The following is a 12,659-nucleotide window of genomic DNA, read 5'->3' as shown; positions in this document are numbered from 1 at the left end:
ACACCTTCAACGCTTTACTTGTTGAGCTGCTTCGCGCGAGCAGCGGCACGCTTGCGGTCGGTCGCGGAAAGTTCGACCTTGCGCACGCGCAGCACCTTCGGGCCAACCTCGACGCACTCGTCATTGCCACAGAACTCAAGCGCCTCATCGAGAGACAGGGTCTTCGCCTTGGCCAAAGTGACGGTGGCATCCGCGGTGGCGGAGCGCATGTTGGTGAGCTTCTTTTCCTTCGTGATGTTGATGTCCATATCCTCATCACGGTTGTTGGCACCAACGACCATGCCCTCGTAGGCCTCCATACCCGGCTCGACGAAGAAGTCGCCGCGGTCGGCCAGCTGCTGCAGTGCGTAGGCGGTGATCTGGCCGGAGCGGTCAGCCACGAGCGAACCGGTTGGGCGAGCCTTGATTTCACCGGCCCAAACGTCCAGGCCATCGGAAATGGAGTTGGCAATACCTGCGCCGCGGGTCTCAGTCAGGAACTGCGTACGGAAACCAATCAGGCCACGGGCTGGGATGCGGAAGACCATGCGGACCCAGTCACCTTCGCGCACGTCCATGGACTGCATCTGGCCCTTGCGGCCAGCCAGCAGCTGGGTGATTGCACCCTGGTGCTCTGAGGGGGAATCGATGGTGAGCATCTCGTAAGGCTCCATAGTCTTGCCGTCGATGACCTGGGTGACCACCTGCGGCTTGCCCACGGTGAGCTCGAAGCCTTCGCGGCGCATGTTCTCAATAAGCACGGAGAGGGCCATCTCGCCGCGGCCCTGCACCTCCCAGGCATCTGGGCGGTCGGTCGGCAGCACCTTGATGGACACGTTACCGATGAGCTCCTGGTCCAGACGGGCCTTGACCATGCGGGCGGTGAGCTTGTCGCCGCCGCCCTGGCCAGCCATTGGGGACGTATTAACACCAATGGTCATGGAGATGGCCGGCTCATCAACCTTGATGCGCGGCAGCGGCTCAGGGTTCTCCACGTCAGCGATGGTGTCACCGATCATAATGTCGGAGATGCCGGAGATAGCCACGATGTCACCCGCGATAGCCTCGGTATCGGGCTGGCGCTGGAAGCCGACGGTGCGCAAAAGCTCAGCCACCTTGACGGTCTTGGTGTGCATCTCACCTTCGTCATCGTAGTGAATCCAGGCCACCTGCTGCCCCTTCTTGATGGTGCCGGAGTAGATGCGCAGCAGAGCAATACGGCCCAGGAAGTCATCAGAGTCCAGGTTGGTCACGTGTGCCTGGAGCGGGCCGTCGACGGAGGCGGAGGGCTCGGGGAGGACGTCGTAGATGACGTCGAAAAGCGCCTGCAGGTCCTCGGCGTTCGGGACGTTGCCGTCACCCGGGTTCTCGGTGGAAGCCTTGCCCTCGCGGCCGGAAGCGTAGAGAACCGGCAGATCCAAAAGCTCCTCTGCGGCGGCAGCGGCTTCCTCGTCTTCCAGACCCGCGGCGATTTCCAGCAAGAGGTCCTGTGCCTCGGTCACCACTTCGTCGATGCGGGCATCCGGGCGATCGGTCTTGTTGACACAAATGATCACTGGCAGCTTCGCCTCAAGCGCCTTGGTGAGGACGAAGCGGGTCTGCGGGAGGGGGCCTTCGGAGGCGTCGACAAGCAGCACGACGCCGTCCACCATGGAGATGCCGCGCTCGACCTCGCCGCCGAAGTCGGCGTGACCCGGGGTATCGATGACGTTGATGATGAGATCCCCGCCGTCCTTGCCTAGGCCCTTGCGGTGAATGGCGGTGTTCTTCGCCAGAATGGTGATGCCACGCTCGCGCTCCTGATCATTGGAGTCCATGACGCGATCCGAGTGTTCGCCATGGTCGCCGAAAGCGCCGGACTGTTCCAGCATGCCGTTGACGAGGGTGGTTTTACCGTGGTCAACGTGTGCGACGATGGCTACGTTACGGAACTCAGTATTACTCACGTGTGGGGTGCTCCTTCAAGCATGATGCATTAGCGGTGTGAACGGCCCTTAAATATACTCGCTCCACCACATCCATGCAGCATCGCGTTCCTTGTGTAACGAATTCATATCGAGTGCCGACATACCCCACAGTAGAGCTCGTTTCGAGTTGACTACGCCAAAAAAGTGAATATTGTGACAGCAGATACTATTGTGGCGCGTGTGACTAATGTTGTTTGCGCGCGCCGTCTTCTACACAAGGATGTCCATGGCTCTCGACGAACAGCACTCCACCGGCAGCGCCGCCCACCGCGGCCTTGCCGGAATGACGGCTGCTGTGATGCTGGGCCTGCTCAGCGTCACCCCTGCGCATGCTGATGCACCCGATCTCTCCTCCCTGGCCACTGCCGCCCACAGCAGCAATCCGCTGGACAGCCTCGGCCGACCAACCCCGGAGACTCAGGAACGCGTCCGCGCTTTCGCCGCACAGCCATGGATCCCCCAGGATGCCCGTAGCGCTATCCTCACCGCCCTTAATTTCACTGCTGGTGAGGACGGCGAGGGTGGCGTGGCCATGCCGGAGGGCAACAATCCCGCCTTCCGTCAGTTCTACTGGCCGACGGTCTCCGCGCAGTGCATCGGCGGGCAGGGCGATTCGGTCGGTTCGGCTATCGCTGTGCCCGGCCCTACCGATATCCCCGCTCCCGGCGCCGGGGAAGGAGAAACCGTCTTCCTCTTCACCGCCTTGGGCACGCCAACTGCCGCCGAGCAGCAGGGCTCGATGAACGTTCAGTGGTTCAACCTGGATACCTTCCAGTTTGGCACCACTCCGCTGTTTAACAACGGCATCAACGCCGATGGCCCCACGACGGTTTCTGGCCGCGCCAGCACCGGCAAGGGAACGGTCGTGGCGATCCTGTCTGGCTCCGTCAACACTGCTGATTCCTCGTGTACCTTCCCACCCACCGCGGCCTTCCTCGAGGTGAACTAATGAGTACTGAGCTACATCCAGTCAAGCAAGAGACCTTTAATACGGCGGCCAACACCAACGTTGACCCCAAAGGGTTTGTGCGGGAGGTAGACACCTACCGCGTCACCGATTTCGGTCTCTACATGGCCCGCGGCGCCAACCACCCGCGCTTTGGCTACCTCGAGTCTTGGCTTCTGCCGGAGTTGGGCCTGCGCGCCAGCATCTTCCACTTCCGTGAGGGCGTCGACGTGGAGCAGGATTTCTACTTCGATGTCGCCGATATCGACGTTGAGGGTGACGTGTGGACCACCCGCGATCTCTATGTTGACCTGGTGTCCACCTCCGGCGAACCGGTCGACGTGCTCGATATCGACGAACTCGCCGCCGCCACCTCCACGGGCCTCATCAGCGCCGAAGAGGCCGAGCGCGCCATGGAACGCACTCTCACGGCCGTAGAGGGTATTACGCGCTATGGCGATGACGCCATGGACTGGCTGCGTACGTTGGGGATGGATCTCACGTGGGCTGACAATGTGGAACTCGTCCCCGCCGAGTAGCCTAAGGAAAGCACTCTTCTCCCTACCTCAAAAGGATGTAAGCCATGGCCGGTGGCCTGTTCGCCCTGCTTGACGACGTCGCCCTCATCGCCCGATCCGCTGCCTCTAGCGTCGATGACGTGGCGGCACTCGCCGGCAAGACTTCCATGAAATCCGTCGGTGTGGTCGTCGACGATGCAGCCGTGACCCCACAATTCGTTGATGGCGTGAAACCGCAGCGCGAGCTGCCCATGATTTGGCGCATCACCAAGGGCTCGCTCATCAACAAGCTCATCATCATTCTGCCCATCGCGCTGATCCTCTCCTGGATCGCTCCTTGGGCCCTCACCCCGATTCTCATGTGCGGCGGCACCTACCTTTGCTTCGAGGGCGCGGAGAAAATTATCCACGTCCTCTTCCACCGCGGCGAGGAAGAAAAGAAGCCTGTCCGGGAAAAAGGCGCCAACGCCGAAGATTCCCTGGTGCGTTCCGCTATTACGACCGACCTTATTCTCTCCGCAGAGATCATGGTCATCTCGCTCAACGAAGTCATTGACCAGCCCTTCTGGATGCGCTTGGCGTCCCTCATCATTGTGGGCATCATCCTGACTCTCGGTGTCTATGGCGCGGTCGCCGTCTTGGTGAAAATGGATGACATCGGCATGGGCCTCCTTGAGCGCAACAACGGCGATTCCGCTCTTGGCACCGCCTTGGTCAAAGGTATGCCCGTGGTTCTCGACATCATCGGTGTCATCGGTACCGCCGCCATGTTGTGGGTCGGTGGCCACATCGTCATCAAGGGTCTGCATGAATTCGGTGCGGAGCAGCCCTATGGCTTCATCCACGGTGTCACTGAAAACATCAGCAACGGAGCGCTGACCTGGCTGGCAGATACCGGCATGTCCATGGTTTTCGGCCTTATTTTGGGCACCGTCGTGGCCACCGTCATCATGGCGGTCAAGGCCACTGCTGAGCGTGTGAAGTAGCGCTTACATAAAGAGCATCAGCGATACTGCCATGATGGCCATGCCGGCAATCAGCCCGTAAATGGCGAAGTGATGCTTGCCGGTCTCCTCCGCGGTGGGCAGGAGCTCATCGAGGGAGATGAAGACCATGATGCCGGCGATGGCGGCGAAGCTAAAGCCCATCGTCGCCGGCCCAATAAAGGGCATAAGAATAGCAAAGCCAATGAGCGCACCGACAGGCTCCGCGAGCCCCGAAATGGTGGCCCACCAGAAGGCTTTCTTTCGCGAACCCGTCGCCGCGCGCAGAGGCACCGCCACGGCAATACCTTCCGGAATATTGTGAATTGCAATGGCCACGGCGATCGGGATCGCAATTTCAGGGGCCTCCAAGCCGGAGAGGAACGTAGCAAAACCCTCGGGGAAGTTGTGCAGCGCCAGGGCAAAGGCGGTGAAGACACCTGTCTTCATGAGTCTCCTGCGGCGTGCTTCTTCCTCCGTCGTCGCCGGCTCGTGCGGGTTGATTTCCTCCGGCACGGCACGGTCAATGATGGCGATGACGGCAATACCGACAAAGAACGCGATGACCCCCAGCCAGGTGGCAGTTTTTTCGGTTCCGGAGGCCTCCCCCAGCTTGGCGATTCCTTCCGGGAGAATCTCCATAAAGGACACGTAGAGCATCACTCCCGCAGACAGGCCCAGGGCAGTCGCCATGAACCCCGGGCCTGGCTCGCGCTTTCCGACGGCCAACGCGCCCCCGATGGACGTCGACAAGCCAGAAAAAAGCACGAGGCCGAATGCGAAAGCGACGGTGGCTAGATCCATAGTGGGAAACTATAGCGCTTTTGAGTCGTCGTCCGTGGACGTCGCCACAGAGATGATTCCCCCTCTGCGTAAGATTGATAAAGTCCACCCTTCCCCCAACAACACGAGGTGACTTCGCACAACCATGGCGCTGTACCCGCTGGCCCCCTCTTACTTCGGTGTTGAGCACGTGGCGGTCCTCGACCACGTCAGTCTCGGCACCGCGTTGAGCATCCCGGGGTTGGCATCGGAGCCTGTGCTTGTCGACGTCTCCCTCATCCCCGACCCCGCCACCCGCGGCTGGCGCATCCGCTCGCCTTTTGGTTTCTTGGGGGCTCTCGATGGCGAGGAGTCCGCGGAGTATCCGTCACTCGCCCGTCTGCGCGCGGCCGGGCTGACGCCGTCGACGCATGCGACGGTCGAGATTATCGACGGCGCCGTCGACGTGGCAGTCGCCCTCGGCCTCGATCCCTGGATGATTCCCGCGAACAACCAGCCAGGAGGCACTGCCTTGGTGGCCGGCGGGCACGGCGTGCTTATCGACGTCTCCGCCGGCCAACTCACCGCCCACCAGCTCCGCGAGATGGGCACCCAACAGCTCATTGTGTCCCTCGTCGTCCTCGACGGCACCGTGCTCGCTACCTACTGTGACCTCGTCCTTGGCCCATGCACATCGCTGAGCGACTCCCCCGCCCTCGCCGCCGCCTTCGAGGCTGCCGCCTCTTCCGGCGCAACGCTCGCTGCCCGCGCTTATGCCGCTGCCGGCCGCATTGCCGTCGACCTACCCCTCGATACCAGCGCGCTCTTTTCTCCCGCGCTTCCCCCGCTGCCGCTTTCGCCGGATCACCCCGCCATTCCGCCTGTTCTCGACCTCACCGCCGACTGGGACGTCACCGCCTCAGCTGACCCTCTCGCATCCCCGCTTCCCACCGGCCCGCGCACCTTCATCTCCCCGGACTCTTAGCCCCGCCACCGCTCGCCTACCACAAAGGGGCAAAGGCACCTTTTGACAAGTATCTTATGCACTTGTCCTTACGCTTCGACCTGGACTTTCTCCGAAACCACCCCACAAATGGTTCCCCTACTTTGGTTCCTTTGCTCCTAGTACCGAGCCAGTGCTCCCCAGCCATCACGCCAGGCACCGCGCCCTACTGCTAAACAGCCACCCACCAGCACTTAGCGCACCGTCCGCTGCCCGTCCACCAAGCGAGTCACCCCAATCGAATCGAGGTGCTCTAGCAGCGGGATAGCGACCCGGCGCGTCGTCCCCAACACCTTGCGCGCAGCCGAGAGCGTAAAGGGCTGCTCCAGCTTGGAGATCACGGCCTGTGCCTCGCGGGGCGCGGAGGGCAGCAACACCACTCCTCCCGGCAGTCGGAGCAAACGCCCGGCGCGCTCGGCTGCGGCAAGCTCTTTGGCCCCCAGACCTAGGTCCTTGAGGTCTTCAGCCTCCGGTGCTGCAAAACAATCATCGCGCAAGCGCCGCTCGAGCTCGGCCACGCCTTTTTCAGCAGGCCCCAAATCCACACTCTGACCAGGCAGGCGGAGCACGCCGTCGACCGATTCGACTTTAGCCGCAGCCACCGCTAGTCCCAGGAGTGCGGGTTCAGTGAGCTGCAAGGAATCCATGGCAGCTGGCCGCGGCAGCCCCGGCGCAAGCGGGTTGGCCTCTGAATGCTCCGTCACCGCGCGCAGCAACTCCTGCTTCCAGAGGGAAACCTGGCCAGCGGAGATCCACCAATCCCGAAACTCAATGATTCCTGCTGGCCGCTCCGATATAGAGAACCCGTCGCGGATGAGGTTGTCCACGCGGTCGTAGCCGCTGCGCTTCAGCCAGTCAGCCGGATCCTGCGGAATTACCTGCGCCAGCTGGTCTGCTCGTTTCTTCGCGTCCCCGCGCCGAGTAAGCGGAGCTGGGTGCACATCCACGACCTCTACTCCGGCCACCACGTGCCGCCCACCAGGGCTGCGCACAACAAACCTATCGAGCAGAGTAAGCGGCAGCGGCTCCTCGAGAGTCAGTCGAGCAAAGTCGCCTCCCAGCGGACGCAGCCGCGCGCCTACTCCAGCCGTGCCGGTGTGGACCACGAGGTTTCGAGGCAGCTCCGCCATGTCAGTGCCACACGTGCGCCGTACATCCACCGTCTCAAGAACGCGCCATGCACTCGGACTGAGCAGTGCATCACCGCGATGAATCTCGTCTGCATCTACCCCGCGGACGTTCACCGCCACGCGGGAGACCGGCCCCACTGAGGACACGGAAGCATTCTCGCTTTGCAGCCCTCTCACCAGCACCTTTCTGCCCCGCAGCATGAGCTCATCACCGACCGCAAGTGTGCCCGCGGCCAGCGTTCCAGTCACCACTGTGCCAGCGCCCTTCACGCTAAACGCTCGGTCCACCCACAGCCGCACGCGGGCATTCTTATCCGGCGCTGGCATGCCAGCAAGGAGAACATCTAAAGACGCACGGAGCTTATCGACGCCCTCCCCAGTCTTCGCCGACACCTCAATCACGGGGGCACCGGCAAGCCGTATTCCAGCCAGCTCTGTGCGAACCTGCGCCGCCACCTCCGCTCGGCGCGCTGCATCTGCTTTATCGGCACGGGTCAGCGCCACGATGCCGTGCTGCACGCCGAGTGCGCGCAGCGCATCGCGATGGTCGGTGGACTGCGGCTGCCAGCCTTCGTCGGCAGCGACGACGAACAGCACGACTGGGGCCGGGCCCACCCCGGCGAGCATGTTCCCCAGGAACTTCTCGTGGCCCGGCACGTCCACAAAGGCCACGTCCGCGCCGGAGTCCAGCCTGGTCCACACAAAGCCTAAGTCAATCGTGAGCCCGCGACGTTGTTCCTCCTCCCACCGATCCGGCTCCATACCGGTCAGCGCTTTAACCAGGCTGGACTTGCCATGGTCCACGTGGCCTGCGGTGGCAACCACAAACACCTACATCACCGCCCGTATCGCCGCAATAAGCTCCGCATCTTGGCTCTCCGGAACGCACCGCACATCAACTAGGCAGTGCCCTTGGCTCACGCGTGCCACCACAGGTGTAGCCCCCAAACGAAGCGGACGCGCCAGGTCTTCCGGCAACACCACGGCCCAACCGGGCAGTGGCACCTCCGGGGCACCGCCGCCGCCCACGCGCCCGTCGTGCTCGACGACGTCTGCCCCGACCGCGGCGGCAATCCTCGCAGTGCGCTCCTTGTGGCGCTCGGCAGAAATATGCAGCGCCTCGTGCACCGCGTTGGTCGAGGTAGAAATAGCCGCTTCCAAGGCATTGAGGCGTAGCTTGTCAATACGCACCGCCCGTGCCAGCGGGTGTTTCTTGCAGGCAGCAATGGCCTCCTTCGTCCCTACGAGCACGCCTGCCTGCGGGCCTCCGAGCAGCTTGTCCCCAGAGAAAAGCACCACGTCGGCGCCATTGCGCAGGGCCTCGCTCGCGGAGGGTTCGTCGGGAAGCACCTCATCCGGCGTGAGTAGTCCCGAACCGATATCCGCAATAAGCGGCAAGTCCGTCAGTTGACGCAACTGCGCCACAGACACCGAAGAGGTAAAGCCGCTGATGAGAAAGTTCGACGGATGCACCTTGAGAATCGCGCCCGTGTTCTCCCCCAAGGCGCGCTCATAATCAGCCAGGTGTGTTCGGTTCGTTGCACCTACCTCGCGCAGCCGCGTAGCCGTGGATTCGATAAGCTCCGGCAGGCGGAAGCCCGCGCCGATCTCGATGAGCTCCCCGCGCGAGATGATGACCTCCTTGCCGGGCGCCAGCGCCGCCGTGGCCAACAGCAACGCGGACGCACCGTTGTTCACTACGAGCGCGTCCTCCGCGCCAGGGCACGCGGCCAGTACCGCCTCAGTAGCTGCGCGGCCCCTGTTTCTGGAGCGCAGCCCACTGTCCAGATCCATCTCGACATCTGTGTAGGACGCCGCCGCCACGAGTGCATCGACCGCTGCGGGCGGCAACGGGGCGCGGCCCAGGTTCGTGTGAACAATAACGCCCGTGGCATTAATAACCGGGCGCAAAGAAAAGGGCTGTACCTCCTCTAGCCTCGCAGCCAGCTCCTCCTCAATCTGGGAGGGCGCGAGGGAGGCGGAGCGGACGTCGTCAAGCACAGCGTCAATAACCGCACGAACCCTGTACGGCGCCACGCGCTCGTGCGCTGCCTGCACTGCCGGATACTTGAGGATCACATCCATCTTGGGGATGAAGCGGCGGGGGTCTGTCGTCATGGGTCCTCCTAGCTGCGCGGATGGCGGAGACGGACAGGAATCGAACCTGCCAGACCGAGATGCTCGGCCTCACCGGTTTTGAAGACCGGGGCGCCCACCAGGACACGTACGCCTCCGCCTGCTCACCTTACACGTGGCTAAAGTAGTACTTATGACTGACATTAAACTAACGTCCTTTGCCGCCGGTGGCGGCTGTGCATGCAAGATTCCCCCGGGCGAACTCGAGTCTGCCGTTGAGGGACTCGTGGGCACCGCAGACCCCAACGTGTTGGTCGGGCTTGACGACGGCGACGATGCCTCCGCCGTGCGCATCCCAGATGGTCTCGCGGTCATCTCTACCGCGGACTTCTTCACGCCGATGCTCAACGATCCGTATGACTGGGGCCGCGTCGCCGCTGCCAATGCGCTTTCCGACGTCTACGCTATGGGCGGCACCCCCATTACCGCCATCAACCTCGTCGGCTGGCCGCGCGAAGTGCTTGGCCTCGACATTTTGCGCGAGGTCCTGCGCGGTGGAATGGACGTGGCATCTCAAGCCGGCATCTCCATCACCGGTGGTCACTCCATCACTGCTCCGGAACCCACCTATGGTTTGGCGGCCACGGGCATCGTCCACCCGGACAAAATCTTGCGCAACGACGCCGCCGAGGCCGGGCTTCCCATCACGCTGACCAAGCCGATTGGCGTGGGCATCCTCAACAACAAGCACAAGGCCACCGGCGAGGTCTCCCAAGCCGCGGTGGACTCTATGACCACGCTTAACCGCGATGCGGCCGCTGCCGCGGTAGCAGCCGGGGTACGTGCCGCCACCGACGTCACCGGCTTCGGACTGTTGGGGCACCTCTACAAGATGTGCCGCGCCTCCGGAATCGGTGCGGAGCTCGACTTCTCTGCTGTTCCTGCCATTGAGGGCGCGAAGGAGGCCCTGGCAGAAGGGTTCATCCCGGGCGGCTCGCGCCGCAACCTGGAGTGGGTACGCTCCCACCTCGACACCGAGCTCAGCGAGGAGAACCTCGTTCTCCTCGCCGACGCCCAGACCTCGGGCGGCCTGCTCGTCATCGGCGAGGTCCCCGGCTACCCGGTCATCGGCCGCACCGTGGAGGGCTCCGGGATTACTATCCGCTAGTCACCGTCGAGCGCTTTAGGCCCTCTGCCCTGCGGCGGGCCTCCGCGCGGCGCTTTTGCGGCCCGATGGTCGTCGACGGATCCTTCACCGCTTCCAGTCCGGCATTGAGCACGCCAAAGCGTGTGCAGGCTGAGCCCGCCATCAGCGCCAGACCCGAAGCTACCGATACCGCCCGCGATTTCGTCAGTGCCGCTACTGCGGAACCCACGCCGCCGGCCGCAATGAGCGCCTCGGAGGCCTTCATGAGCTTTCCTGGAATTCCCTCATGCAGCGGGCGCTTGGGCTCGGGCTCCATGTTGTCTTCCATAATCCGCGTGGCCACCAGGTCACTCGCAGCGGCCGCCATGCCAAGAGCACGTGCGGGCGCTGCGCTCTCTACTGGGGTGAAAACCATGGCGGCTCCTGATGCGGCTGCCGATGCTGAGGACACGAACACATACGGCAGATGCTTCTTTGCATCGTTCCACGTCGGATTCGAGGTATTCGCCAGCAAGACTGCGGTGTATCCGGCCAGCGGACCACCGAATACTCCGGCCACCACGCCAGCCGGAGCAGCTGCCTTGTCGAGGAGACCCCGAATCTTAGCAGGAAGCATCCCTCCAACCAGCTCGTCAGCTTCCACAGCCGCGGGGAGTGCAGCAGCCGAGGCGAAACTGCCCAGAATCCACGAGCCAATAGACATCGGTGAGGTCACTTTAAACACGCGGAACATGTTGAGGAGGCGCTCCGGGCGGCCCAAGTCCAGAATCAAGAACACCGAGCCTACCGACGCCGTCGAAAAGGCCGTCAGCCTCGTCGAACGGCGCAATTCCTTATTACCTGTCGCCTGCGCACCAGTAGCCAACAGAGCTGAACCGCCCGCGAGGCCACCAAGGAAGAGGTACCCACCAATCGGCCACTCCCACGGCGGAGCCTTGACCACGGGTTTGCCGTAGTAGGAAGTGAACTCGAAGTCCTCCGCCATACGCTGTTCTTTGGATCCGTCCTGGGCGCCAGCGCCTACCCGCTTACGCTTCTTAGCACCTTTTTTGCCGCGAAAGCGACGTGGCTCTTGCGGCGGGCGGTACTCATCAAACTCGCTCACTTGCGGCCTCCCATCACGAATGCTCCTGCTACGGCGAGTGCCATTCCTCCGATGGCTTTCACCGCGGTCTTGTACATCTGCGGCAAGTCTGCCGTGGGCACGCGAGGATCGGGCGGCAGACCATAGACCTCCGGCGAATCCAGCAGCAGGAAGATGGAACCGGTGCCACCGACTCCGTCCTCGCTGTTCGCGCCATACAGGCGTGCCTCAGTCAGCCCCTGCTCGTGCAATATGCGAACGCGTTCCTGCGCTGCGGCAAGCATCTCCTCGTAGGGGCCGAACTGGATGGAATCCGTAGGACACGTCTTCGCGCAGGCGGGCTGCTCACCAATCTTGAGGCGGTCGTAACACATGGTGCATTTCTGGGCCACGCCGAGGTTCTTAATAGGCATGGTCTGTCCCGGCACGTGGTCTGGGCCCTGCGGCTTGAGTTGCTTGAGCTTGGCCAACACATTCACGCCCGCGTGATCAGGTACCTCATAGTCTACGGTGGCCGTCTTATCTGCTTTCAGCGTGACGCCACCATCATCGCGGCGCTCAATCACGCCAAAGGGGCAGCCAGCCACACAGGTACCGCAGCCATTACACACGTCATCTTGGACCACGACGGTGCCGAACTCCGAGCGGAACAACGCACCCGTCGGGCAGACATCCAGGCAGCCGGCATTGGTGCAGTGCTTGCACACATCCGAAGACATGAGCCAGCGGAAGTCGTCGGTATCTGGTGGCGTCGTCGGTGCTTTACTCGTCGGCATACCCAGCGAGATGAGCTGGCGGCCTTCCTCGCGTGCCTGTTCAATGCGCTCGTTGTTCTGCTCAACAAACGCCACGTGACGCCACGTGTTTGCGCCTAAGGAACCGGTGTTGTCATAAGAGTTACCGGTCACCGCATAACCCTCAACCGGGTTGCGGTTCCACTCTTTACACGCCACCTCGCAGGCCTTACATCCAATACAAATGGAGGTATCGGTAAAGAAGGCCATGCGCTGGTAGGACTCGTAGCCGTGCTTGTCGGCTTTTTCCGTTAATGCATTAGCCACGGT

Annotated in this window: 11 protein-coding genes and 1 tRNA gene; 5 read left to right on the top strand and 7 right to left on the bottom strand. The window is 62.6% G+C overall.

Translation table 11 applies throughout. The features are described from left to right. Positions 1-14 precede the first annotated feature (14 nt). The gene (typA, locus tag I6J26_RS11195) at positions 15-1,925 is read right to left on the bottom strand and encodes a translational GTPase TypA (protein ID WP_115021654.1); all 1,911 of its coding nucleotides are present in this window, start codon (positions 1,923-1,925) and stop codon (positions 15-17) included. A 247-nt stretch (positions 1,926-2,172) separates the two neighbouring features. Between typA and I6J26_RS11190 the strand changes: the two genes are divergently transcribed. The 3 genes from I6J26_RS11190 to I6J26_RS11180 are packed head-to-tail and all read left to right on the top strand — an operon-like array spanning position 2,173 to position 4,396. Beyond that, a complete protein-coding gene (locus tag I6J26_RS11190) occupies positions 2,173-2,895 on the top strand; it encodes an Rv1157c family protein (protein WP_115021653.1) in 723 nt (240 codons plus the stop codon). Continuing rightward, a complete protein-coding gene (locus I6J26_RS11185; RefSeq protein ID WP_115021652.1) occupies positions 2,895-3,431 on the top strand; it encodes a DUF402 domain-containing protein in 537 nt (178 codons plus the stop codon). Before I6J26_RS11190 ends, I6J26_RS11185 begins: the two co-directional genes overlap by 1 nt. Before the next feature lie 44 nt (positions 3,432-3,475). Beyond that, positions 3,476-4,396, top strand: a complete 921-nt coding sequence (locus I6J26_RS11180; RefSeq protein WP_115021651.1) for a DUF808 domain-containing protein — start codon at positions 3,476-3,478, stop codon at positions 4,394-4,396. 3 nt (positions 4,397-4,399) lie between these two features. Here I6J26_RS11180 and zupT read toward each other — a convergent pair whose 3' ends face one another. Next, complete coding sequence (gene zupT, locus I6J26_RS11175; RefSeq protein WP_039674792.1) at positions 4,400-5,197, bottom strand: zinc transporter ZupT; 798 nt, start codon at positions 5,195-5,197, stop codon at positions 4,400-4,402. A gap of 124 nt (positions 5,198-5,321) precedes the next feature. On the opposite strand from zupT, the gene I6J26_RS11170 reads away from it, so the two are divergent. Further along, positions 5,322-6,140, top strand: a complete 819-nt coding sequence (locus tag I6J26_RS11170; RefSeq protein ID WP_115021650.1) for a hypothetical protein — start codon at positions 5,322-5,324, stop codon at positions 6,138-6,140. Between the two features lie 212 nt (positions 6,141-6,352). On the opposite strand, the gene selB is transcribed toward I6J26_RS11170, so the two are convergent. From selB to I6J26_RS11155, 3 genes are all read right to left on the bottom strand, one after another. After that, a complete protein-coding gene (gene selB, locus I6J26_RS11165) occupies positions 6,353-8,119 on the bottom strand; it encodes a selenocysteine-specific translation elongation factor (RefSeq protein ID WP_115021649.1) in 1,767 nt (588 codons plus the stop codon). After that, positions 8,120-9,406 (bottom strand): L-seryl-tRNA(Sec) selenium transferase, encoded by a 1,287-nt coding sequence (gene selA, locus I6J26_RS11160; protein WP_115021648.1) that lies wholly within the window; start codon positions 9,404-9,406, stop codon positions 8,120-8,122. A 21-nt stretch (positions 9,407-9,427) separates the two neighbouring features. Continuing rightward, positions 9,428-9,522 (bottom strand) — tRNA-Sec (locus tag I6J26_RS11155). A gap of 35 nt (positions 9,523-9,557) precedes the next feature. On the opposite strand from I6J26_RS11155, the gene selD reads away from it, so the two are divergent. Next, positions 9,558-10,532 carry a selenide, water dikinase SelD gene (gene selD, locus I6J26_RS11150; RefSeq protein ID WP_115021647.1) on the top strand — a complete coding sequence of 325 codons (975 nt, stop codon included), beginning with the start codon at positions 9,558-9,560 and terminating at the stop codon, positions 10,530-10,532. Here the strand turns inward: selD and nrfD are convergent. Beyond that, positions 10,522-11,616 (bottom strand): NrfD/PsrC family molybdoenzyme membrane anchor subunit, encoded by a 1,095-nt coding sequence (nrfD, locus tag I6J26_RS11145; RefSeq protein ID WP_115021646.1) that lies wholly within the window; start codon positions 11,614-11,616, stop codon positions 10,522-10,524. The two genes, selD and nrfD, sit on opposite strands and share 11 nt — an antisense overlap. Next, the gene (locus tag I6J26_RS11140; RefSeq protein ID WP_115021645.1) at positions 11,613-12,656 is read right to left on the bottom strand and encodes a 4Fe-4S dicluster domain-containing protein; all 1,044 of its coding nucleotides are present in this window, start codon (positions 12,654-12,656) and stop codon (positions 11,613-11,615) included. Before I6J26_RS11140 ends, nrfD begins: the two co-directional genes overlap by 4 nt. Positions 12,657-12,659: the final 3 nt, after the last annotated feature.

Origin of the sequence: Corynebacterium minutissimum (assembly GCF_016889765.1) — a bacterium.
Classification (GTDB): Bacteria; Actinomycetota; Actinomycetes; order Mycobacteriales; family Mycobacteriaceae; genus Corynebacterium; species Corynebacterium minutissimum_B.
This window is presented reverse-complemented; position numbering and strand designations above follow the sequence as displayed.